Source organism: Bradyrhizobium sp. SBR1B, assembly GCF_014198205.1.
In the GTDB taxonomy this organism is placed as follows: Bacteria; Pseudomonadota; Alphaproteobacteria; order Rhizobiales; family Xanthobacteraceae; genus Bradyrhizobium.
Window position 1 is genome coordinate 933,430 of the sequence record NZ_JACIHC010000001.1, and the last position, 21,707, is coordinate 955,136.

23 protein-coding genes are annotated in these 21,707 nt (G+C 63.2%); 12 read left to right on the top strand and 11 right to left on the bottom strand.

What is annotated here, in order from left to right; all coding sequences use genetic code 11:
* Positions 1-80: 80 nt before the first annotated feature.
* Entirely contained in the window at positions 81-419 is a 339-nt protein-coding gene (locus tag GGD61_RS04555; RefSeq protein WP_183230309.1) for a hypothetical protein, read from the bottom strand.
* Between the two features lie 323 nt (positions 420-742).
* Positions 743-1,720 carry an arginase gene (rocF, locus tag GGD61_RS04560; RefSeq protein WP_183230310.1) on the bottom strand — a complete coding sequence of 326 codons (978 nt, stop codon included), beginning with the start codon at positions 1,718-1,720 and terminating at the stop codon, positions 743-745.
* Positions 1,721-1,980: 260 nt separating this feature from the next.
* On the opposite strand from rocF, the gene GGD61_RS04565 reads away from it, so the two are divergent.
* Entirely contained in the window at positions 1,981-2,241 is a 261-nt protein-coding gene (locus GGD61_RS04565) for a hypothetical protein (RefSeq protein ID WP_018319177.1), read from the top strand.
* Positions 2,242-2,257: 16 nt separating this feature from the next.
* Here GGD61_RS04565 and GGD61_RS04570 read toward each other — a convergent pair whose 3' ends face one another.
* Both GGD61_RS04570 and GGD61_RS04575 read right to left on the bottom strand, forming a co-directional pair.
* A complete protein-coding gene (locus tag GGD61_RS04570; RefSeq protein WP_183230311.1) occupies positions 2,258-4,999 on the bottom strand; it encodes an EAL domain-containing protein in 2,742 nt (913 codons plus the stop codon).
* A 58-nt stretch (positions 5,000-5,057) separates the two neighbouring features.
* Positions 5,058-6,263, bottom strand: coding sequence for a FecR domain-containing protein (locus tag GGD61_RS04575; RefSeq protein WP_183230312.1), 1,206 nt, complete (start codon positions 6,261-6,263; stop codon positions 5,058-5,060).
* Between the two features lie 132 nt (positions 6,264-6,395).
* Between GGD61_RS04575 and GGD61_RS04580 the strand changes: the two genes are divergently transcribed.
* From GGD61_RS04580 to GGD61_RS04590, 3 genes are all read left to right on the top strand, one after another.
* Positions 6,396-8,192 carry a ShlB/FhaC/HecB family hemolysin secretion/activation protein gene (locus GGD61_RS04580; protein WP_183230313.1) on the top strand — a complete coding sequence of 599 codons (1,797 nt, stop codon included), beginning with the start codon at positions 6,396-6,398 and terminating at the stop codon, positions 8,190-8,192.
* A gap of 154 nt (positions 8,193-8,346) precedes the next feature.
* A complete protein-coding gene (locus GGD61_RS04585) occupies positions 8,347-9,177 on the top strand; it encodes an alpha/beta hydrolase (protein WP_018319173.1) in 831 nt (276 codons plus the stop codon).
* A 320-nt stretch (positions 9,178-9,497) separates the two neighbouring features.
* A complete protein-coding gene (locus GGD61_RS04590) occupies positions 9,498-9,815 on the top strand; it encodes a cytochrome c (protein WP_183230314.1) in 318 nt (105 codons plus the stop codon).
* A gap of 225 nt (positions 9,816-10,040) precedes the next feature.
* On the opposite strand, the gene GGD61_RS04595 is transcribed toward GGD61_RS04590, so the two are convergent.
* Positions 10,041-10,382, bottom strand: coding sequence for a phasin (locus GGD61_RS04595; protein WP_092261775.1), 342 nt, complete (start codon positions 10,380-10,382; stop codon positions 10,041-10,043).
* A gap of 154 nt (positions 10,383-10,536) precedes the next feature.
* Positions 10,537-10,722 carry a hypothetical protein gene (locus tag GGD61_RS04600; protein WP_028174427.1) on the bottom strand — a complete coding sequence of 62 codons (186 nt, stop codon included), beginning with the start codon at positions 10,720-10,722 and terminating at the stop codon, positions 10,537-10,539.
* A gap of 594 nt (positions 10,723-11,316) precedes the next feature.
* Between GGD61_RS04600 and GGD61_RS04605 the strand changes: the two genes are divergently transcribed.
* Positions 11,317-11,673, top strand: coding sequence for a hypothetical protein (locus GGD61_RS04605; RefSeq protein WP_183230315.1), 357 nt, complete (start codon positions 11,317-11,319; stop codon positions 11,671-11,673).
* Positions 11,674-11,719: 46 nt separating this feature from the next.
* Here GGD61_RS04605 and GGD61_RS04610 read toward each other — a convergent pair whose 3' ends face one another.
* Together GGD61_RS04610 and GGD61_RS04615 are read right to left on the bottom strand one after the other, a co-directional pair.
* Positions 11,720-12,295 carry a hypothetical protein gene (locus GGD61_RS04610; protein WP_018319167.1) on the bottom strand — a complete coding sequence of 192 codons (576 nt, stop codon included), beginning with the start codon at positions 12,293-12,295 and terminating at the stop codon, positions 11,720-11,722.
* A gap of 42 nt (positions 12,296-12,337) precedes the next feature.
* Positions 12,338-12,868 (bottom strand): GcrA family cell cycle regulator, encoded by a 531-nt coding sequence (locus GGD61_RS04615; RefSeq protein ID WP_183230316.1) that lies wholly within the window; start codon positions 12,866-12,868, stop codon positions 12,338-12,340.
* Positions 12,869-13,032: 164 nt separating this feature from the next.
* Between GGD61_RS04615 and GGD61_RS04620 the strand changes: the two genes are divergently transcribed.
* Together GGD61_RS04620 and GGD61_RS04625 are read left to right on the top strand one after the other, a co-directional pair.
* Positions 13,033-13,641 (top strand): S24 family peptidase, encoded by a 609-nt coding sequence (locus GGD61_RS04620; RefSeq protein ID WP_183230317.1) that lies wholly within the window; start codon positions 13,033-13,035, stop codon positions 13,639-13,641.
* A gap of 110 nt (positions 13,642-13,751) precedes the next feature.
* Positions 13,752-14,027 carry a hypothetical protein gene (locus GGD61_RS04625; protein ID WP_018319164.1) on the top strand — a complete coding sequence of 92 codons (276 nt, stop codon included), beginning with the start codon at positions 13,752-13,754 and terminating at the stop codon, positions 14,025-14,027.
* A gap of 14 nt (positions 14,028-14,041) precedes the next feature.
* Here the strand turns inward: GGD61_RS04625 and GGD61_RS04630 are convergent, their stop codons facing one another.
* Entirely contained in the window at positions 14,042-15,016 is a 975-nt protein-coding gene (locus GGD61_RS04630; protein WP_092261777.1) for a quinone oxidoreductase, read from the bottom strand.
* A 224-nt stretch (positions 15,017-15,240) separates the two neighbouring features.
* Between GGD61_RS04630 and GGD61_RS04635 the strand changes: the two genes are divergently transcribed.
* The 3 genes from GGD61_RS04635 (at position 15,241) to GGD61_RS04645 (ending at position 17,937) form a co-directional block, all read left to right on the top strand.
* A complete protein-coding gene (locus GGD61_RS04635; RefSeq protein WP_018319162.1) occupies positions 15,241-15,441 on the top strand; it encodes a hypothetical protein in 201 nt (66 codons plus the stop codon).
* Positions 15,442-15,604: 163 nt separating this feature from the next.
* Entirely contained in the window at positions 15,605-16,552 is a 948-nt protein-coding gene (locus GGD61_RS04640; RefSeq protein ID WP_026202136.1) for a MoxR family ATPase, read from the top strand.
* Between the two features lie 5 nt (positions 16,553-16,557).
* Entirely contained in the window at positions 16,558-17,937 is a 1,380-nt protein-coding gene (locus GGD61_RS04645) for a VWA domain-containing protein (protein ID WP_183230318.1), read from the top strand.
* 19 nt (positions 17,938-17,956) lie between these two features.
* Here the strand turns inward: GGD61_RS04645 and GGD61_RS04650 are convergent, their stop codons facing one another.
* Positions 17,957-18,139 carry a hypothetical protein gene (locus GGD61_RS04650; RefSeq protein ID WP_018319159.1) on the bottom strand — a complete coding sequence of 61 codons (183 nt, stop codon included), beginning with the start codon at positions 18,137-18,139 and terminating at the stop codon, positions 17,957-17,959.
* Between the two features lie 351 nt (positions 18,140-18,490).
* Here GGD61_RS04650 and GGD61_RS04655 point away from each other — a divergent pair, with 351 nt between their 5' ends.
* On the top strand, positions 18,491-18,712 hold the full coding sequence (locus GGD61_RS04655; RefSeq protein ID WP_018319158.1) for a hypothetical protein: 222 nt from the start codon (positions 18,491-18,493) through the stop codon (positions 18,710-18,712).
* 193 nt (positions 18,713-18,905) lie between these two features.
* Positions 18,906-20,225 carry a dicarboxylate/amino acid:cation symporter gene (locus tag GGD61_RS04660; protein ID WP_183230319.1) on the top strand — a complete coding sequence of 440 codons (1,320 nt, stop codon included), beginning with the start codon at positions 18,906-18,908 and terminating at the stop codon, positions 20,223-20,225.
* 11 nt (positions 20,226-20,236) lie between these two features.
* Here GGD61_RS04660 and GGD61_RS04665 read toward each other — a convergent pair whose 3' ends face one another.
* Positions 20,237-21,610: a hypothetical protein gene (locus GGD61_RS04665; RefSeq protein WP_183230320.1), complete on the bottom strand. Its 1,374-nt coding sequence runs from the start codon at positions 21,608-21,610 to the stop codon at positions 20,237-20,239.
* Positions 21,611-21,707: the final 97 nt, after the last annotated feature.

Genomic DNA, 21,707 nt, shown 5'->3' on the forward strand with positions numbered 1-21,707 from the left:
TCCAAGAGATTGCCACTTTTTCCCGATCCGCTGCGACCTCGCAGGCCGGAATTTGGCTGAAGGCAATCGGTCGGCGTTCGCTAAGGTCGCACCGCCGGCGGCGGCGGCGCAGCGGGTTGCTGCGAAGGTGCGGCGGGCGGCTTGGGCTGCTCCGCCGGCGCAATAGAATCTCCTCCGCCGTGTGGCACACAGGTGCCTATGTTGCTCAGCAGTCTTTTCGCCTCGAGATCGCGGGCTTTCCTGTAGTCGCTACGGCGGTCGATTCTCGCTGCGGCCACACGGTCCCAGGCATCGAACGCATCGGCGTAGTGCTGTCGCATTTGCGCTTCGGCGGACAGGCAGTCACTGAACTTGTCGAATACGAGATCGGTATTGACGGGGGCGACGCCACCCACGAGGACCACAAGCATCCATTTCATGGTGTCCGCCTACGTTCGCGCCCGCGCATCGGGAACGTGTTATGTCGGCAAAGTTCCGGCCGGGTCACCAGCCGATCTCTCTGACAAAACATACCGATGCGCCCCGAAGGAGAGAGAACTGCGTGCACCATCGATATCCAATCTGCCGGAGCAGAAAAAGGCCTCAGCTCGCGGGGATATCGGGGGCGTTCGAGCTGAGGCCATACGGGGTCGCCCTTGGGGAAGAGCACCGGGAAAACTTGGCAATCGAGGGAATGTTCCGGCCCAATTTTGAAGGCGCGAGGTCCGCGGCAAGAAGCTCGATTGGTTCCAGGTCGACGGCATCACTCGCCCGGAGCGATCGCGTTGCTCGGCGTCGGTCGGTCGGTGATCTGCTGGCCGAACAGGCTGCCGATCAGCTCGACCGCCGTACGCGCGGTCCGGCCACGCTCGTCCAGGAAGGGATTGAGCTCGACGATGTCGACCGATCCGACCACGCCGGAATCGTGCAACAGCTCCATGATCAGGTGTGCTTCACGATAGGTCGCTCCACCCGGCACCGTGGTGCCGACGCCCGGCGCCACGCACGGATCGAGGAAATCGACATCGAAGCTGACATGCAGCACGCCGTTGCTCGCCTTGACCCGCTCGATGACGCGCCGGATCAAGACGGCGACGCCGAACTCGTCGATCTGGCGCATGTCGACGACCCTGATCCGGCGCGCGCGCATCAATTCGTTCTCGAGCTTGTCGATCGAGCGCGCACCGAACAAATCGAGCCTGTCAGGGGTAATCGAAGCGCGCGGATCGTCGCCGAGCAGGCCGTCAAGGCCGGGCTCAGCACACAGGAACGCGGCCGACATGCCGTGCATGTTCGCAGTGATCGTCGTTTGCGGCGTGTTGTAGTCGGCATGGGCATCGAGCCAGAGCACGAACAGCTCGCGTCCCCGCTCCTGCCAATGACGCGCCATGGCATTGACCGATCCCATGGACAGCGTGTGATCGCCGCCGAGAAAGATCGGGAGCGCGCCGGTCTTCGCAATCTCATAGCCTTTGCGGCTCAGAACGCGCGTCCAGCGCTGGATCTCGCGGTAGTGATTGGCGCTTTCCGGCGGCCTGTCGGTGAGGTCCCCGACTTCGGCCACGGAAAGATCGCCGTAGTCGACGACCTCGAAATCCAGACTTTCAAGCACTGTCGCAAGGCCCGCGGTGCGCAGCGCTGCGGGGCCCATCAAGGTGCCGCGCTGCGAAGCCCCCATGTCGATGGGAGCGCCGAGCAAGGCGATGTGCCGGCCTCGATCCGTCATGGTCCGATCGGTCACGGCTGTCTCCTGACATCAGCAAGCCACCGCCAGCCTAACAGAGATTCGCACCCGTCGTTTCCCGGGGAAGATCCGCGTGGTCGTCCTGTCGTCCGGAACAAAATCCCGCGCGCTGAATTGCCCATCCAAGGCCGGCACCCGCCGTAAACCACGGCGCCTGTCGCGGATAGCCAAAGGTCATCAAGACCCGCTGTTCAGAACGAGCGCTCGCGCGGATAGCCAAAGGTGCCGGCCCATCGTCAGGTCTGGAGGTCGCGCACTTGAGCACGGAGATACCGCAATCCACCTCGCAACCCGGCATGGCCGAACGTGCCATCGATACCGCGGCGGACGTCTCCCGCACGGTGGGTGAAGTCGCCGGAGGCCTGCACGCAGCCGTCGATCGTCTCACCTCTGCAATCGAGCAAGCACGAAAGCCCGGCGGGGCGCTCGCGACGGTAGCAGCGATCACGCGCGAGGCGCCGCTTGCGAGCCTGTTCGTCGCTTTCCTCTTCGGGGTCGCGGTCGCGCGGCGGCGATAGAACGAAGCCGCCCTGCTCAGGCAGCGCTGACCGCGTCGAGCTCGGCCGCCAGGAATTGCTTTTCAAATGCCTCGGCCGGCATCGGGCGGCCGAAGAAATAGCCCTGCCCTTCTGCGCATCCCATGCTGACCAGAAAGTCGGCAGTCGCGCGGTTCTCGATGCCTTCAGCCACGACCGTGAGGCCGAGCTGTTTGCTGAGGCCGATGGTCGAGCCGACGATCGCGGCATCGTCGGAATCGGCGAGCAGATCGAGCACGAACGACCGGTCGATCTTGAGACCGTCGAGCGGAAACTTCTTCAGATAGCTGAGGCTCGCATAACCGGTGCCGAAATCGTCGAACAGGACGCGCACCCCGAGCTCCTGAATTCGCTTGAACATGTCGAGCACGCGGCGTTCGTCATGGATCAGGATGTCTTCGGTCACCTCGATTTCGAGCAGTGACGGGTTAAGCCCCGTCGCTTCGAGCAACGCCGCGACCGAATGCGCGAGATCGCCGGAGTGAAGCTGCGAGGGCGACAGGTTGATCGCGACGCGCACGCCGTTGCCGGACAGCTCCCAGACGCGCGCCTGACGGCAGGCGGTCTCCATCACCCAGTTCGCGATCCGCTCTGACAGTGCGGAAGTGTTGACCACCGGCATGAACTCTCCGGGCGAGACGTAGCCGCGCACGGGATGCCGCCAACGGATAAGCGCTTCGGCCCCGACAAGGCTGCCGTCGATCAGACGGACCTGGGGCTGGTAGAACAGCTCAAACTCGCCGCGATCCGCCGCAAGCGCCAACGCGCTCTCCAGCGTCAGCCGGTTCTCCAGCTCCTGCCTGATCGCAGCCTCAAAGATCACATGGCTGCCGCGCCGCGTCATCTTTGCCTTGCTCAACGCCAGATGAGCATTGCTGAGAAGTTCGTCGGCACCCTGTCCGCCTTCGCCATAGACCGCGACGCCGATGCTGATCCTGACACGATGCTGGCGCGTACCCGTCGCGAGCGGCGTTTCGAATGCACGCGCGATCCGCTCGGCGAACTTCGCGACCGGCTCACCGCCATCCGCGGCTTCGCGCGCAATGGCGAATTCATCTCCGCCGAGCCGGGCGACGATCGCCCCATCTCCGGCCCGGCCCTCCAGGCGAATGGCGACCGCCTGCAGCACCAGATCTCCCGCCGAATGCCCCAGCGTGTCGTTGATGCCCTGGAAGCCGTCGAGCCCGATGACGAGCAACGCGACTTCGCGAGGCCGTCGCTCCGCATCCGCTACCATGCCGGCCAGGCCGGCATGCAGCGTGTTGCGATTGGCAAGGCCGGTCAGTGCATCATGTTCGGCGAGATATTTGACGCGTTCTGCTTCGCGCTTGCGGACCGAGATGTCGCGCAGGATCGCACCGTACTGAAAACCCTCCGTTCCCTGCCAGCCCGAGAAGCTCGCCTCGACAGCGAAGGTTTCACCATTCTTGCGCCGGCCCTCGAACTCGACAACGACCGCTCCGCTCGGAACCAGCAGCGCCTGGCGCGCGGCGTCATGCATGGACGGCCTTGTATGACCGTCCGCCGGCACGGCGCACAGCGTTTCGAACGGACGGCCGATCATCTCCGCCGGCGCGTAGCCGAAGATCGCGCTGGCGCCGGGATTCCAGACGGTGATCCGGTGATCCTCGTCGGTGCAGACGAGACCGTCACCGAGCGACATCGCGATGCGGTGAAAGCGGCTCTCGGCGATGCGCCCCAAGAGACTACGGAAATCGATTTCGTCCAACGCAATCGCAGCCAGATAGGCGACGATCGCGATGTGAAATAGCGATGTGTCGATGACGAAGGGCCATCTTGCCTGCACGAGGGCCGCGACCAGCTCGATAGCAGCCCCGGAGGCGATCAGGACTGCGACGCGAATTCCTGGCGCGAGGCGGCGCCACGAATACATCATCAGCAGGCAGATCAGACCCAGGCCCAGGATCATGCCGATATCGGATGTCCAGTGCAGCATCCGGCTCTGGAGGATCGATTCTGCCGCAAGCGCCTGCAGGACCGGCCCCGAGACGAGCTTGCCGTTGGGAACGCTGAACCGGTCGCCGAGCTCGAGCGCGGTGGCGCCGACGATGATTTTCTTGCCTCTCATCTTGTCGAGAGCCGCAGTATCGCCGCGCAGCACGTCGGCATAGGAGATGCTCGGAATGGAGGCCGCACGAATGCTGAAGTCGATCAAGAAGGGCGGCCGCCGGTTAGCGTCCTGCCCGGCCAGCACCACGGCCATCGACGGCATCAAGGCATCGCCGAGCTTCTCGCCGAACGGATAGCGGCGAACGAGTCCGTCGGATTCGACAGCGACGTTGACGACGGCCGGCCACGACTGGTTGCTGAACGGCTTCAGGGGACGATTGACGTGGGCCGCGCCACCATTCGGCGTCGGCTGCTTGAAGGATGGCAGGATCGTCGAGCCGCCGGCCTCGCGAAGGGCGTGGACGAAGGCCTCGTCGGAAGCCGGATCCGAAGGTGTGCTGAAATCGACGTCGAAGGCGATGTCCCCCGCGCCCGCCACCTCGAGCCTGCGCAACAGCTCCGCGTGGAGCCGGCGCGGCCACGGCCACACGCCGATCTGATCGATAGACGGTGCGTCGATGGCCACCACGACGACATTGCCGCTGGCCGCACGCGATTGCCAGCTGAACCGCAGATCAGTGAGCGCGTTGCGAAGCGCACCATGCCATCCCGTGGACAGCACGATCGCAAGCGCGATCACGACGAGAATATGCGGCCGATAGCGTTTCACTCCACCCTCCTGCGCACCCGCTTCTGCAGGTACGCCCCTCATCCCCTAGAAAATCGCTTTAATGTCTGTTGTGGCCACGCCCATTGCTGCCGTTGAAGCCGCCATTCCCATTGCCGTTACCATTGTTGCCCCAGCCATTGCCGGTGGCGCCGCTGTTGCCGTTGCCGGCGCCATTGCCGTTGTTGCCATTGCCGGAATTGCCGTTGCTGCCGGCGTTTCCGTTGTTGGCGGCAGCTGCCGCGATCGCTGCGCCTGGGTTCGACGAGTTGCTGCCAGCCGTTGCGGCACCGCTTGTCGTCGCTGCAGTCTGGACGGCGCTGTTGGACGCTGCCGTGCTGGACTTGCTGTCGCTCCAGACCGTCTCGGCACCCGTGCTGGCGTTGGCGTTGCGCACCTGTCCGGGTGCCACTGCGCCGTGGGCGAGCCCGTTCGTGACCTTGTGGACATTGAGCTTGACCTCGCCGAGCGAGCTCGAGATGCGCACGACGCCGGCCTTGGAGACATGACCTCCAGCCGCCTGATGCGATGCCTTTGGCGCGCCAGCCGCCTTGGTCCTCTTGTCGATCGGACCGAGCGCATGGATCGCATGGCCGCTCGCGGCATTGCGCGGCGCCGACAGGCCCGATTTCGGGACGGGGACACGCTCGATCGTCGAGGCGCGCGGCTTGCCATGCTCGATAGGATTGAACGTCCCCGCGCCGCTCAAGCTGAGACCGGGCTTGCCGTGCTCAAACACGGTGGCCGCTTGTCCCGGCATGACCTGGGCAATCTGTCCCGTCTTGAAGTCGGAGACTTCGACCTGGCCGCGAAGCACGCCGACCTTGGTGCTATCAGCTCCCACGGTGACGCTGAACTGCGTTCCCTTGACCACGGCGGCGAGATAGGGCGTCTCGACCTCGAAATGCTTGACGTTGCGCTTCTCGACCTCGAGCAGGATCGATCCCGCCCGCTGAATGATGGTGGTCGTGAGCCCTTCCTTCTTCTCCGACGGCAAGCCGACCACGGAGTTGGGAGAGATCAGAATGGTTTCCTCGCCGCGGACGAGCAGCACCCGGCCGTTGCGTCCGGTGCGGATGGTATTGCCAGGCTTGAGCGTCTCTTCCCGATTCAGCGACACCGGTTGCGCGCCCTCGGTCGCGATCCACACCTCACCGGTGGCCTTGCTGACCGACCAGACGCCATCCTCCGCGGCGAACGCACCGGAAGCCGTTCCAAGGGTCAGCGCCGCCACGAAGGCACACCGCATTCCAATTCTGCCAAGCATGACGATCCTCAGTCCGCGTTACGCGCGGGCCCTGAGGGGTAATCCGAAATCACTCAAGAGAGGCTTAGCGGGAAGCGGCCAGTGCAGTGGCAGCATTAACCAATCATTGACCATAAAAAACTATGAAAAATCATGCGGATAACGAACCCTTACCGCCCCATCGCAAAGTCTCCGTCAAACTACGGAGGCAGATTCGCGACGTGCGTCGAGCAGCGGCATCTCATTACCGCATTGGCAGTGCTGGTACCGATCTTTGCGGGAATTTCCCAGGGGTTCGCACAACAGGCGAACCAGCCCGGTTTCGATCCGCGCCAGTCCGAGAAATATTTCGATAACCAAAGCGAGCGGGAATCGCTGAGCCGGCCTCCGGTCCAGCTTCCGAGCGTCGGACAGCCGAACACCGGCGGGGATACGAAGCCGCAATTCGTGCTGCGCGGCGTCAATGTCAGCGGCGCCCAGGCCGTCTCCCAAGATCGCATCGCCGCGGTCTATCAGCCTTATCTCGGCAAGCAGGTTTCGCAGGCGGATCTCGCCGCGATCGCCGGCGCGATCAGCGATCTCTACCGCGCCGACGGCTTCCATCTGAGCCGGGCCATCGTCCCGCCGCAGGACATTGCCGGCGGCCGCGTCCGGATCCAGGTGATCGAAGGCGCCATCGTGCAGGCGGAGCTGAAAGGCGACGGCGCCGAGCAATTCGGCGTAAGGCCGATGCTCGGACCGGTTCTGGCCGAGCGGCCGTCGCGCCTCCCCACCCTCGAACGTCAGCTCTTCCTCATCAACGGCAGGCCGGGCGTCCGGATCACCGATACTGCGCTGGAGGAGATCGGTGGCGCGACCGGCCACTTCCGTCTCACAGTCTATTTGAAGACCTGGCACGTCTTCTCCTCGTTCGGCCTGGACAATCTCGGATCATCCTCGGTCGGCCCGTGGCAGACCTACGCGACCGGCGCGTTCAACTCCTACCTCACGCCCGGCGACACGCTGGCGGTCAACCTGTCGACCATTGCCAACGACCCACGCCAGCTCGGCTTTGCGCGGCTGTCCTATGACGCGCCCGTCGGCGTCGACGGCGTGCGCCTCGGCGCTTCCGTCCTGTACAGCGCGGTTCGGCCGGGCGATGCCCGCCGCCTCGACAGCGACATCACCACGACCGAGGCGTTCGAGGTACGGGCCAGCATCGTCCCGCTCCAGTCGCAATCCTCCACGCTCACGCTGACCGCGGCGACGACGTTCAGCAACGTGTCCGAGCACGACCTCTACGGCCCCTGGTACAATGACCATATCAGGACCGCGAGCCTGACCGCCGACTACCGGCTGCAGGATCGCTTCGGCGGCACTAATCTTGCGACACTGACCTACCGTCAGGGCCTCGACATCTTCGGCGCCTCGCATTTCGACGACGACCTGTTGTCGCGCGACGGCGCATCCTCGAACTTTTCGGTGCTGAACCTCTGGTTCACGCGCTACCAGACGCTCAATGACGCCTGGTCGCTCAAACTCTCCGCAGCGAGCCAGACGGCATCGCGGCCGCTGTTCACCTCGCAGCAATTCTATCTCGGCGGCGCGGCCTTCGGCCGGGGCTATGGCGCAGCCGAGATCAGCGGCGACAACGGTCTTGCCGGCTCGCTCGAACTGCGCTTCGACCAGAAGCTCAACTTCCGCTACTGGACCGGCTATCAGCTCTATGCCTTTGGCGACGCCGGCGCAGTCTGGAACGACGGTTACCGCCTGAGCGACGGCCTGTCGCTCACCTCGGCCGGCGCCGGTGTGCGCTTCTTCCTGCCGGACGATCTCCAGGCCGATCTCGGCGTGGCCGTGCCCCTGAGCTACCGGGCGCCGGACAACGAGCGCCGCAGCCCGCGCTTCCTGTTGACCCTATCGAGCGCGTTCCGGCTCTGCCCCGAACGCGGCAAGTCCGGCTGTCTCTAGCCGCCCGGTCGTTCGCGCGGTAAGCCGGCGTGCAGCCCTTTTTGCGGCCTTGTTCACAGACTTGCCTAAATTTAATCCCGTAACCTGCTCACGGTCGCTCGATCCGGGAGTTCCCAATGACCATGTTCAGCCAAATGTGATTTGAGACGAGATCATGACGAGGGTGTTTGCAATCCTGGCGTTTCTCTGTGTCCTCGGCGTCGGGGAATATTTTGTCGTCAGCCGGTTCGCGATCCGCCATGAGACTTTGACCCTGTACGACGCCGCGCGGCAGCGGCCGATCTCGGTCGAGTTGGCGGTGCGGCGGGATTACGAGACCAAGGCCAATCTCGGCCTCTGGAAACTCCCGCTCGCCATCATCAGCAACGGCAACACCGTCAAGGCCACCGAATATTCCTTCCTCGCCAACGTGCTCGCCGCGCGCGGCTATCTGGTTGCCAGCATCCAGCAGGATCTGCCGAGCGATCCGCCGTTGATGACCCATGTCGGTGAGCAATATGTCGGCCGGCGCGAGGTCTATATCCGCTGCGAAGCCAACATTCTTTTCGTGCTCGACAAGCTGAAAAAGCAGCAGGAGAACGTCGATTACGACCACGTCACCCTCGTCGGCCATTCCAACGGCGGCGATGTCTCCATGTATGTGGCCCATCAGCATCCGGAGCTGGTGTCGAAGGTGATCACGCTCGACAATCTGCGGGTGCCTTTCGTGCTCAGCGACGGCATGAAGATCCTGTCGTTCCGGTCGAAGGACCCGCATTTCGTGACCGATCCAGGCGTGCTGCCGACGCCGGAAGAAGCCAAGGCGCGCGGTATCGACATCGTTCACACTGGCGCGCAGCACACGGAAATGAGCGATCGCGGTCCCAACGCGGTCAAGGAGAAGATCCAGGAAACGCTCGACCGCTTCCTGCGTGACAGCGCCAGCAGCGCGCTCGCGCCGGCTGATACGAAAACCCCGATGATCATGAACCCGGGCGACTATTAGCCGGGAACGCTTTGCGACAGATCAAGGCGGCTCCGAGGCGCCGGGATAAAAGGGCGATATGGCCTCGGAGAGACACGTGTCGCACTATATCGAAAGTCTTGATGCGAAAGGTTTCGATACGAGAAGTCTCGGTACGAGAAGTCTCGTTACGAAAGATCTTGGCCTGCCCGCGGCGAGGATGCCGGCTTTCGTACGGCATTTCTATCGTTCGGTCCGCAAGCTGCTGCGGTCGATCATCGCCCGCATTGATCTCTCGCAATTTCCGGGATCGTGTTGCGGATAAGCATGGTGGCCGCTAATCAATGCATGAAGGTTGCCCTATGCACCAGCATTTAAGACGAATTTGCCTGCTGCTTGCCGTGACTTCGAGCATCGGCACGTCGTCCGCTTTCGCGGCCGACGCCGGTCATGGTGCCGACCTCGCCAAGCGCTGGTGCGCAAGCTGCCATGTCGTCGCGAACGGCCAGACCCAGGCGAGCGCCGACGTCCCCTCCTTTATCTCCGTCGCGCGCAGGCCGGACTTCAGTCCGGAGAGGCTCGCCTTCTTCCTGCTTGATCCGCATCCGAAGATGCCGAATTTTCCCCTGAGCCGAACCGAAGCCGGCGACATCGCGGCCTACATCGCATCGCTGCGCTAAAGCGTCATCCGGAAAAGTGCGCAGCGGTTTTCCGAAAAGATCAGCTTGAACAGCGCGATGGCGATACATCCTGATCGCAACGCGCTTTGGTCGCGCGCCGGGCACGACGCTGCCGCAAATGCAAATCCCTGCCGGAGGACCGGCAGGGATCAGCAGAAGGGATGACGGACGACGAATGTGGTCGTTCGGTGGCCTGTCATCGACCTATGGTGCGCACTCAGAGAATCAGGACTTCCCCTTGCCCGGTTGCATGAGACTGCCGGTCATCTGGCGCATGTGATCTCCGGCGCTGGTGAACTGGCTGCGCAGGAAATCGGACTGGATTCGCATCGCTTCCTGAAGGTCGGTGGCATGAACCAGCTTGCGCGCATGCTCGAAGGCCGACTTCATGTTCTGCTCAGTGAAAACCAGCGCCTGCTTCGACACCTCCGTCCCCGGTCCTGGAACGGACGACATCGATTTGGTGGCGGCGTCGAAAAACATGCCGAATGCTTTCTCCGCCTGATCAATTGTCTTCTCGGCCAGGTCGCGCAGTTCGGCCGGAACTTCGAGCTTCGGTTCGATCATGGTCGCACTCCTCCCGTTTTCCCAATTGAATACCACACTTGCCGGATCGCCTTCCAGCGGCCAGCCGCGTGGAAACGTCGCCGGCAGTCCGGCTCCAGCGGGAAAACGAACGGGAAAATGAAAGAGACGGCGTAAGGCCGGCGCGTGGCCGGGCTCAGGACAAGGGGTGCTCGGGCAGAACCTCTTCGGTGGCGAGGTCTTCGACCAGCTTGATGACCTCGAAACGCTGTCGTGGCGCGAGCTTCAGGAACGCGCGGAGCAGGCGCAGGCTTTCGACCGTACCGCTCGCGGGCGCGCCGAGCTTGAGGTGCAGTTCAGCCGCGAAATTGAGGTTTTTCATCTCGCACCCATGACAAGCATCGGCTTCGTGACCCGCTCAAGAACCGAACGCCATAACAAGACGCCATAACCGGACCTATGGCGACGAACTCTCGGCCGGGTGGCCCCGGCAGGTTGGCACGCCGAACGACATGTCCAAACGACTAGCTCAACCGACTGGTTGCAATTATGTCAAGGAACAACCCGTCCGGCAAGCCCAACAGTAGCTATAGCGATGCTTCGTCTGCATCGCACCACGGCAATTCCGGATAACAGGTATATCGACCGCAGTCACCCACCTGCGTCAAGAAGCGTCATCAATCACACACACAGCCTTGATCGCCATCAATCGGCACAACGTTTCCGCTTGTTTCCGAGATGACGGACATTCGGCTGCGAATGAGCTTCTCAGCGCCTACACGTAATTGTTGAGTGCGGCCTCGGCGGTTGTATTAACGGCGAAATAACGATCGATCTCGCAAGCCGGATATGTTTCCGCGTGAACCGTTGTCCATGAACGAACGACCAAGCCGTTGCGACACGGCCACGCAGACAACGGGCGCCATGGCTGAAAACTCTTCGATTCGGGCGCGCCTCAGCACCAAAGGACGACGGCATGCTTTCTCGCTGCGATCTCATCAAGGGCGCCGCGGTCGCGCTTTTCACCCTCTCGATACAAGGCGCATGGGCGCAGGAGACCAAGATGAACCTGTTCAAGATCGTCACCGTCAAGGACGAAATCGTGGTCGGGTTGTCGGCGGAGGAGCTTCAGGCGCTCGGCGGCAATGATGCGAGCGCGGTTGCGCACGCGCTGGCGCAGAAGGGCGATCTCACGGTCTGGCAATATAACGTGCATCGCGGCCCGAACGGCGAATTGCAGCAGGCACCGACCGCCAGGATCGGGCTTTTGGCCAACGCCTCGCTCCGCGTCGAGCCCTATACGACGGCCTACCAGATCGTACCGCATCCGTGAGCGGCAGACCGGCACGCCCGCGGCCAAAACCGCGGGCATGCCATGGTCATCTGCGCCGCCCTGCCTGCTGTTTCCCAGTTTCCGTCGCAAAGCCGTAAATCAGTGCCAGCCGGTCCAGGCACTCGCGAAAGCGTCGCGCGAAATAGTCGTTCCAGCGCTGCGTACGGACGGCGCGACGCTGCCCGATCTGATCCATGGTCAGGCCCAGCACCAGCACGTCGTGCACCAGCGCAGCGCCGTCGGTCCCGAGTTCGCGCTCGACCTGGTTCAGCCGCAGCACCGCCTGGCGCTGGCTCTCGGTCACCGGCTCGCGCGTGCGCGCGCCATCGACATATTCGCGGGTCGGGTCCATCGCCTGAGGGCCCCGCTCCGCTTTCTCCCAATCGTTCTGGAAGGCGCGCCCGCCGAGATATTGCGCCTCGTCGATCTGGTGGTGTGCGTGCAGCCGTCCCAGCGGATCGCCGCGGATCGACCGGATCGCCACGATCTTCTCACCGGCATCGAGCGCCAGCGGATTGTCGACCTCGACCTCCGCCACTTCGGCATTGAACGGCACATCGCGGGACCGCCGGTCGTAGATCTGCGCCAATTTGTAGGACTTATTGCGTCGTGCACGAGCCACTTGGATACTCCTTGCGAAATTGACGATGGAACGGGTGAGAGTTCAGGCCGCGAAGACCAGCTTCAGCACGACGGGACCGGGGACACGGGCGGACGCCGCCCTGGAGCGACGCGTCAGGCCCGCATGCGGCGCGCAATAGCTGGAGCCCGGCTGGCGCGGATGGCCGCAGAAGCCGATCTCCTCCCCGTCCTTGTCGCCGCCATAGGGATAGCGGCAGTCGGCCGGATCGAGGTCCACCAGTTGGATCAGGCGCGGCTGAACGCCGACGCAGCGCAGCTTCACCTGCACCGCAGGCTTCATTGCGGACTTCGGCGGCACGCTCAGATTCGGTAGCACCGCGCGGCGCGGCGAAACCGGAGCTTCACCGGGCAAATATGGCGCGACCGATGGGCTCACGATCCATTCCGGTATGACGAGCCCGAGCCGCTTGGCGCGGCCGCTCACCGCATTGCGCGTGTAAGCCGTTCCAAACCTTGCGTTTATCTGTCTTCCGATCTCCGCATAAGACATGCCTTTGAGAAAATAGTCGCGAAGCGCGTCGGAATGCTCCGACGGCCAATGGCCCGGTTCCATGCTGCTGTCCTGTGATGCGCCTCCTCCGATCGCACGACCGGGGACGAAACGGACATTCCGGTATTCCGAAGCCAAAGTCAAGCGATAATTCTGATATTCATAATTGCAATAATTCCGAATTTCGGATTACAAGAGCGAGACGATGGGCAATCGAGGGAATCACCATGTTGGACGTTGCAATGATCGAGCGGGGCCTGGAGAAGACGGGCAAGAGCAAGGGCGGCCTCGCGGCGGCCATGGGCGTGCGGCCCGGCGCGGTCTCGGAGATCCTCGGCGGCGAACGCCTGGTGAAGGCCTCGGAGATCATTCCAATCATGGAATATCTCGAGCTCAACCTCGCGCCGATCATGGGCCGCGTCGGTGCCGGCGCCGTGATCGAGCCGGATTACGAGCAGGTCCCCCCGGAGGGTCTCGGCTACATCGCGCTGCCCTTCCCGATCATGGAAGAGACTGTCGCCTTCGAGATCGTGGGTGATTCGATGCTGCCCAAATACGAGAGCGGCGACGTGATCGTGGTCTACAAGGACCAGCGCCATCCGCTGTCGAGCTTCTACGGCGAGGAGGCCGTCGTCCGGCTCAAGACCGGCGAACGCTATCTGAAAACGATCGAGCGGGGGAAAAGCCCGTCCCTCGTCAATCTTACCAGCTTCAACGCCAAGCCGATCGTCGGCGTGAAGCTCGATTGGGTGGGTGAGATCTGCCTGTCCATGCCCAAGGGCCAGCTCGAGCGGCTGCGCGCCAAGTCGGCGCGCCCCCGCAAGAAGGGCAAGTGAGGCCTCGCACGGCCGGCGATTTCGATTTTTCGAAATCGCCCTTGACCTGATTCTGTTTTTCGGAAATAATCTGCCGCGCGCCCGCAATGGGGCGCGGCAGAGTCGTTTTGATGCAATATTTCGTCGTGATGATCGACTACGGACGGCGAGGCCGCGAGGCGGTCGTCGACCCCGAAATCACAAGGCGTGAGGTCATCTCCCGCATCGCCTCGGGCGAATACCGGAATGTCTCGTTCATCCACGAGATCGCCGGGAGTTCGGTCGAAGACGTCACCGAGGCGATCCTGACCGAGGCCACCCTGCCCCGGATCCCGCCCGAAGACGTCGACCTCCAGGCAATTCGCCTCGATCACGCCCACGATCTGCGCAAGCATGAACGGACGTGACGCGGGCCCGGACCTTACACCAGAAGAACGGTCGATCCCGTGGTCTTGCGTGCGGCGAGATCGGCATGCGCCTTGGCGGCGTCCTTCAACGGATAGGTCTGGTGCACCTCGATCTTGACCGCACCGGACTTGACGACGTCGAACAGCTCGCCGGCCATCGCCACGAGGTTCTCGCGCTTGGCGGCGTAGGTGAACAACGTCGGGCGGGTGACGTAGAGCGAGCCTTTCTGGGCCAGCAGACCGAGATTGAGCGGCTCGACCGCGCCGGAGGATTGGCCGAACAGCGCGGCGACGCCGAGCGGGGCGAGGCAATCCAGCGATTTCAGGAACGTGTCCTTGCCGACGGAGTCATAAACCACGGGGACCTTCTTGCCGCCCGTGATCTCGTCGACCCGCTTCACGAAATCCTCGCGGGTGTAGATGATGACGTGGTCGCAACCATGCGCCTTGGCAAGCTTGGCCTTCTCGTCGTTGCTGACGGTGCCGATCACGGTCGCGCCGAGGTGCTTGGCCCACTGGCCCAGGATCAGACCGACGCCGCCGGCCGCGGCATGCAGCAGGATGGTATCGCCGGCCTTCACCCGGTAGGTCTGCCGGATCAGATATTGCGTGGTGAGACCCTTCAGCATCATCGCCGCCGCGGTCTTGTCGTCGACGCCATCGGGCAGCTTCAGCAAGCGGTCCGCGGGGATCAGCCGCGCCTCGGAATAGGCGCCGAGCGGCGAGGCGCCATAAGCGACACGATCGCCCGGCTTCAGATCGGTGACACCGGACCCGACCTCCTCGACGATTCCGGCCGCCTCGCTGCCAAGCCCGCTCGGCAGTTGCGCCGGATACAAGCCGGAGCGGTTGTAGATGTCGACGAAATTGAGGCCGACGGCGGTGTGGCGGATGCGCGCTTCGCCCGGTCCGGGCTTGCCGACGCTGACCTCCTCCCAGACCAGGACTTCCGGACCGCCGGTCTTGTGAAAACGAATGGCATGCGTCATGGGCGTTGCTCCCTTATCGTTGGTTGAGGGCCGAAAAACCGGATTGGCCGCAGAAATAGGCATTCGGTCCGCCCGTTACAGTACAGACACGTAACAAGAATGTCACAGCGCGCGAGAAAACGTCCGCCGTTCCATCTCCGTTCGAAAGAGTTGATGATGCGCCTGGAGCGGCCGGCTGTAGCTTCTGCGTGGGGTTTGGTTGTCGCCTGCGAAGGAGAGCCGAGATGCCAGCTTATGTACAGCATCATCAGGACATCGAGATCGCGCCTGTGAATTGCCCGACGTGCATGGGGTTCCTGCCGATGTATGTGCGCGAGGTCGAACCGCATTGGAGCCTCGCCAAGATCGACTTTGTCTATGAATGCGCCGATTGCGGCGCCGAGGTCAGACAAACGATCCGCAAGCCGGAGCTGCTGCGGCACTGATCGCGCGAACGGCGAGCCGCGCAAATATTCGCGCCGACACGTATTTGCGTCGAGCGGAAAAAGCGCCGTCCGTGCGGGTCTGATGCCTCCCAAACGAGGCTTGTTCTTTGCCGGGAACGCAGGCAGAACAAGCCTCAAGCAAGACCTTTGGGAGCGCCCTTTCGTGGCTGATCAGAAGGCCTCGACCTCGATCGAGGCAGTGGAGAGCGGCCTCGCCGCGCAGGGCTACATCGCGAGCCGGCAGATCGCGACCGCCGTCTATTTGTCGCAGCAGATCGAGAAGCCGATCCTGGTCGAGGGCCCTGCGGGCGTCGGCAAGACCGAGCTTGCCAAGGCGATCGCCGCCTGGCGCGGCATGAAGATGATCCGCCTGCAATGCTACGAGGGTCTCGACGAGGCCAAGGCGCTCTACGAGTGGAAATACGCCAAACAGCTTCTCTACACGCAGATCCTCAAGGACAAGCTCGGCGAAGTCCTCGGCGGCGCCCAGACGCTGCATGCCGCGCTCGACCAGCTGCACGATTTCGGCGACGTGTTCTTCTCCAAGGAATTCGTCGAGCCGCGCCCCCTGCTGCAGGCGCTGGAGCAGCCGGGCGGCTGCGTGCTCCTGATCGACGAGATCGACAAGTCGGACGCGGAATTCGAATCGCTGCTGCTGGAGATCCTGTCCGATTTCCAGGTCACGATCCCCGAGCTCGGCACCGTCTCGGCGATCACACCGCCGACGGTGATCCTCACCTCCAACAGCGAGCGTGACCTCGGCGATGCCCTCAAGCGGCGCTGCCTGCATCTGCATATCGGCTTCCCCGAGCAGCGGCTCGAGGAGCGTATCGTCGAAAGCCGGGTGCCCGGCATCGCGCAGGCGCTGCGCCGGCAAATGGTCGGCTTTATCCACGAAATCCGCTCGCTCGATCTGAAGAAGCTGCCCTCGGTCAGCGAGACCATCGACTGGGCGCGCGTGCTGGTTCTGCTTCAGGCCACGGAACTCGACACCGAGATCGTCAAGGACACGCTCAACGTGCTCCTGAAATACGAAGCCGACATCGAGGCCGCATCGCCGCAGGTGACGACCTTCATTGCCAAGGCGGCCCGGTCCAACGTCTTCGGTTGACGCCGATGCGCGAGAACCTCCATCGTTTCTTTCGGGCAGCACGCGGCGTCGGCGTTCACGTCTCGCCTGCCGAAAGCATCGATGCGATGCGTGCGGTCGCGAAAGTCGGCATCTCCGACCGCGCCGTCCTGCGCGACGCTCTGCTCCTGACGCTCGCCAAATCGCAGGACGAGAAGCTCGCGCTCGGCGACTGCTTTGATCTGTTCTTCAGCCAGCCGGAGCCGCGACAGGATCAGACCGAGGCCAACAGCGAGGAGAGCGCCTCGCAGGACGTAGATCAGTCGCCCTCCTCCAGCTCGGCCAGCGAGGCGGGTGAAGGTCAGCCTCCTGAGAGTCTGGGTCCGCTGGCGCAGATGCTGCTGTCGCAGGACCGCAATGCGATCGCAGCCGCCATCGCCGGCGCGTCCGGCGCCGCCTCCCTGTCGGACATCCGCTATTCCACCCAGCGCGGGATCTTTTCCAGCCGCATCCTCGACGCCATGGGCCTCCAGCGCCTGCGCGATGATCTCGACGCGCTGACTGCGAGCAACCCGGCACTGGCCGAACGTCTGCGCGCCGCGGTCGACGCCTTGCGCGAAGCCGTGCGCGACACCGTCTCGCAGGGGCTTGCACTCTACGCCCGCGAGGAGGCCGAGAATCTCCGCAACGAGATCCTGCGCAACGCGCCGCTCGCCCGCATCGAGCGGCGCCAGGTCGCGGAGATGCGCGCCCTCATCCGCCAGATCGCGCGCCGCCTGCGCGAGCGCTATTCGAAACCGCGCAAGCGCCAGCGCCGCGGTCATCTCGACGTCCGCCGCACACTGCGCCGCAATGCGGCATGGGGCGGCGTGCCGTTCCTCACCGCATGGAAGCGCAAGCATCGTGACCGGCCGAAGATCGTGGCACTATGCGACGTCTCCGGCTCGGTCGCGCAAGTCTCCGATTTCTTCCTGCTGCTGATCCACTCGCTGCACGAGGTGGTCGACGACGTCCGCTCCTTCGCCTTCTCCTCGCACATGATCGAGGTCAGCGAGATCCTGGAAAAGAAATCGCCGGAAGAGGCGATGGCCGAGATCATGTCCAAGGTCGGCTTCGGCTCGTCCGATTACGGCTCTTCGCTGGTCGATTTCGAAAAGGACTTCATGGGCACGCTGACGCCGCAGACCACGGTGATCGTGCTCGGCGACGCTCGCAGCAACAATCTCGACCCGCGTGCCGACATCCTGCGCCGCATCTCCGAACGCTCGAAGCGGCTGGTCTGGCTCAATCCCGAAGGACGGCTCGCCTGGGGCTTTGGTGATTCCGAGATGCCGCGCTATGCGACCTTCTGTACGGTCGTGCGCCAATGCGCCACCGCGCAGCAGCTCGAGCGCGCGGTGTCAGATATCGTGGCGACTTATCAGTAGGTTTTGCCCGCGGCTAACGTCAGCTCCGCGCAAGCTCGGCCTGGCCGATATTGCACTCCCGGAAGTGATAGGCAATTTCGTCGAGCGCGCGCTGCTCCCATTCCTCGGCTTGCGCGAGCCAAAAAACCCGGCGATTGAAATCGAGCGCGGCACGCTCCCGGCACAGGGATTCCTGACTGCGAATTTCGACAAGCCTGTTCATGCACTCCACTCCTGCAGCGTGAAGTCATTCCCCGGGAATCACCGTAACAGAGTCCTCAACCTTTCGTCTCACGATTTCTGTGTATATTGCGACGCAGAATGGGACAGCAGCGTTTCCCGTGCGTCGCGGCAACTTGCAGTGCAACATCAATCCAAAATCATCAATATGTGATCGAAGCTCGGGACGATATTCGCGGTCGAACGATCTTTACTCTTGTGGTGCAATGAAGTGCGGCAATTCGTGAAGAGAGGTTCTAAACAGCGCACCGAATTCCCGACTCATTGTCGTCGCATGGTCTTCATCCAGCGCCGCTAACAGAGGCGCGCGAATGGTACTATCGCTTGAGGCAACATGAGCAACGACGTCGACTTCGATCTTTCGCCGGACCAGTGGGAAGCTCTGCGCACACTTCGCAACCCCGTGTCGGGCGGTCGCCTCTCCAAGGCCTATCTTATCGAAAGTCTGGTCAAGTTCGGCCTCGTTGTCGTCAATGACGGCGTACCCGTGATGACGCCCACCGGACGCAAGGCGCTCGTGCGCGGATCATGCCGGCTGCTGGATCTTGCGGCATGACGATGCCTTTCGTTTCGGCGAAGGCATAACGACTGACCGCGGGTCCCGCGCTCCCGACACAGCGCACGACCCAAGAAGCGTTGCGTCGCCCCCGCGATATCAGAGCGATGTCCAGCGTGATCCCCCGCGACAATCTGGCACGGTTGTTGCTCCTGTTTGACGTCCACGTCGCGTCAAACCGGGGGAATCCACCATGTCGACCATCACCGCGGCACCCGCCGCCGAGCCGAAGCCGCTCTACACCTCGCTGTTCGTGCAGGTCCTGGCCGCGCTGGTGCTTGGCGTCATCCTCGGCATGACCGTCCCGGATTTCGCGATCGGGCTCAAGATCCTCAGCGACGCCTTCCTGAAGCTGATCTCGATGATCGTGGCGCCGATCGTGTTCTGCGTCGTCGTTCACGGCATTGCCGGCGCCGGCGACCTCAAGAAGGTCGGCCGGGTCGGCGTCAAGGCACTGGTCTATTTCGAGATCATGACGACCGTCGCGCTCGTCGTCGGCCTGTTGCTCGCCTACCTCTTCGGCCCCGGCCACGGCATGAACATCGATCCCTCGACGCTGGATGCCAAAGCGCTCAACACCTACGCCGACAACGCCCACAAGCTTTCCGGCGGCGGTATCGGCGCCTTCCTGATGAACGTGATCCCGACCACCTCCTTCGATGCCCTATCGCGCAACGACGTGCTCCAGGTGCTGTTCTTCGCGGTCCTGTTCGGCGTCGGCCTCGCGCTCGTCGGCGGCGAGAAGGGTAAGCTCGTCACCAGCATGATCGATGCGGCTTCCACCGTGCTGTTCCGCGTCATGGGACTGATCGTCCGCGTTGCCCCGCTCGGCGTGCTCGGCGCGGTCGCCTACACCGTCGGCAAATACGGCGTTGGCTCGCTGAAGCAGCTCGTGTCGCTGGTGATGCTGTTCTACGTCTCGGTCGGCATCTTCGTGCTGGGCGTGCTCGGCGGCGTGATGGCGCTCGCCGGGATCAACATCCTCAAATTCCTCGCCTACCTGCGCGAAGAGCTGACCATCGTGCTCGCGACCGCCTCCTCCGATGCCGTGCTGCCGCAGATCATGAAGAAGCTCGAGCGGATGGGGGTGAAGGATTCCGTGGTCGGTCTCGTGATCCCGACCGGCTATTCCTTCAACCTCGACGCCTTCTCGATCTATCTGACGCTGGCCGTCGTCTTCATCGCGCAGGCGACGAACACGCCGCTGTCCTTCGGCGATCTCCTGCTGGTTCTCGGCGTCTCCCTGATCACCTCGAAGGGCGCGCATGGCGTGCCGGGTTCGGCCATCGTGATCCTGGCCGCGACGCTCAATGCGGTGCCGAGCATTCCTGCAATCGGCCTCGTGCTGGTGTTGTCGGTCGACTGGTTCATCGGCATGGCCCGCGCGCTCGGCAACCTCGTCGGCAATTGCGTGGCGACCGTCGTGGTCGCGGCCTGGGAAGGCGATCTCGATCGCACCAAGGCGGCCAAGGTGCTGGAGGGCGGCGAGCTGGTGGACGTGACGGCGGGATAGCGCCCTACGGATCAGTCATTCCATTGCAGGAGCGGCGTTCCATACGCTCTCCTCCAGACCGACAGGAAGCGCGGAAACCAGGAATGGGCCACGGCGCCCTTGTAGGCCCAGGTGCGATACTTCAGCCCCTGTTCCGAAATCAGCTCTTGATATCCGCCGTGCACTTCGGTCGCGGTGCGAATGTCCTTCAATATGCCTTGCGCGCAGGCCCGGTAGCGATCACCGCCGGAGACCTCGTCGTAGTCGAGCATCCGGTCCGCGAATTCGACGTTGAACGTCGGCCAGGATGAGCGCCCCTGATAGGCGGGCGCCGCAATCTTGTGGATCATCTTGTTCCGCGGATTATCCGCGGACACCAGGAAGTGGAACGTCGAGGGTATGCGGAAGCGCGGCTCTGCAATGATCAGATCCGCCGTGGCCGCGAACAGTGCACGCTCGCCGGCATCGGTCATGTCCCAAAAGCCGCGATGCACGCCGACGAAATCCAGCGCGACCGAGGAGACCGGCGATCCCATCGGGCCATCCAGGGAATGCCTGATGTAGCCGTCTTTGCCGAACAGGCGGAGCAGGTCTTTCTTGTACTGCGCGAGGCCGCGTCCGAGCAACCGCTTCAGCTCGCTTTCGTCGACGATGCCGAGCTGCACGCTCCACACGAAGGTCGTGTAGACGCAGGCATTGGTGACAAAGCGCCTGCGTTCCGCACGGGTATCCGTTGCCGCGGAGCGAGGGCCACGGGCATCACACAACAAATACCTGGTGCCGTCATCGTCGAACGGCTCGAGCTCGCTTGCGAGCTGGAGGATCGCACGCTTCAGGTCGCCGCCATATTCTGCCAGCAGCAGGCGGCCGGCATGCGCGCATTGCGACATCGCCAGATAGGCCGGCGCCCTCTGATCGGCCGAGATCATCTGCTGCAGGCCGGCCAGAATGCCGAGCAGCGTATCCGAGGGCTGCGAGAAATAGTTCACGCCGAGGTACCGGCCGCGCCCCGCCGGGACGATGGTCGTCGTGACGACGTCGGCGCGAACCGCCTCCAGCAACAGACGGATGCTCTTGTCGAGCAGCCGGGCCCGCCGCACTGCGTCCTGCGCATCCATGATGGTCTCGGGGTCGAGAACATCAGGATAGAACCAGGCGAAGTCACGGGGATAATAGGCGGATGCGTGTGGCGCGCCGGTGACGAGGAAGGCCTCGGTGACCGAAAACGCGCTGTCCATCGAGTGCCGGTAAAGGTCCTCAATGGCCGACAACGAATGGTGTGACTTCCTCAGGAATCGATCACCGAGAAAATTGACCGCCTGGAGGGCGTTGGCGAAAAACGTCGCGGCCGCGCCTTGGTAAAATCGGTTTCCGCGATCTGAGGGCAACGAGATATCGCTATTCATATGTGGCTAAGGTCACTCCGATGGTGCGGCCACCATCCGAAGCATGGTTGATTCGTATTTCGTCCAGATGACGTACCGGCTTCCGGCGGGGCACCTT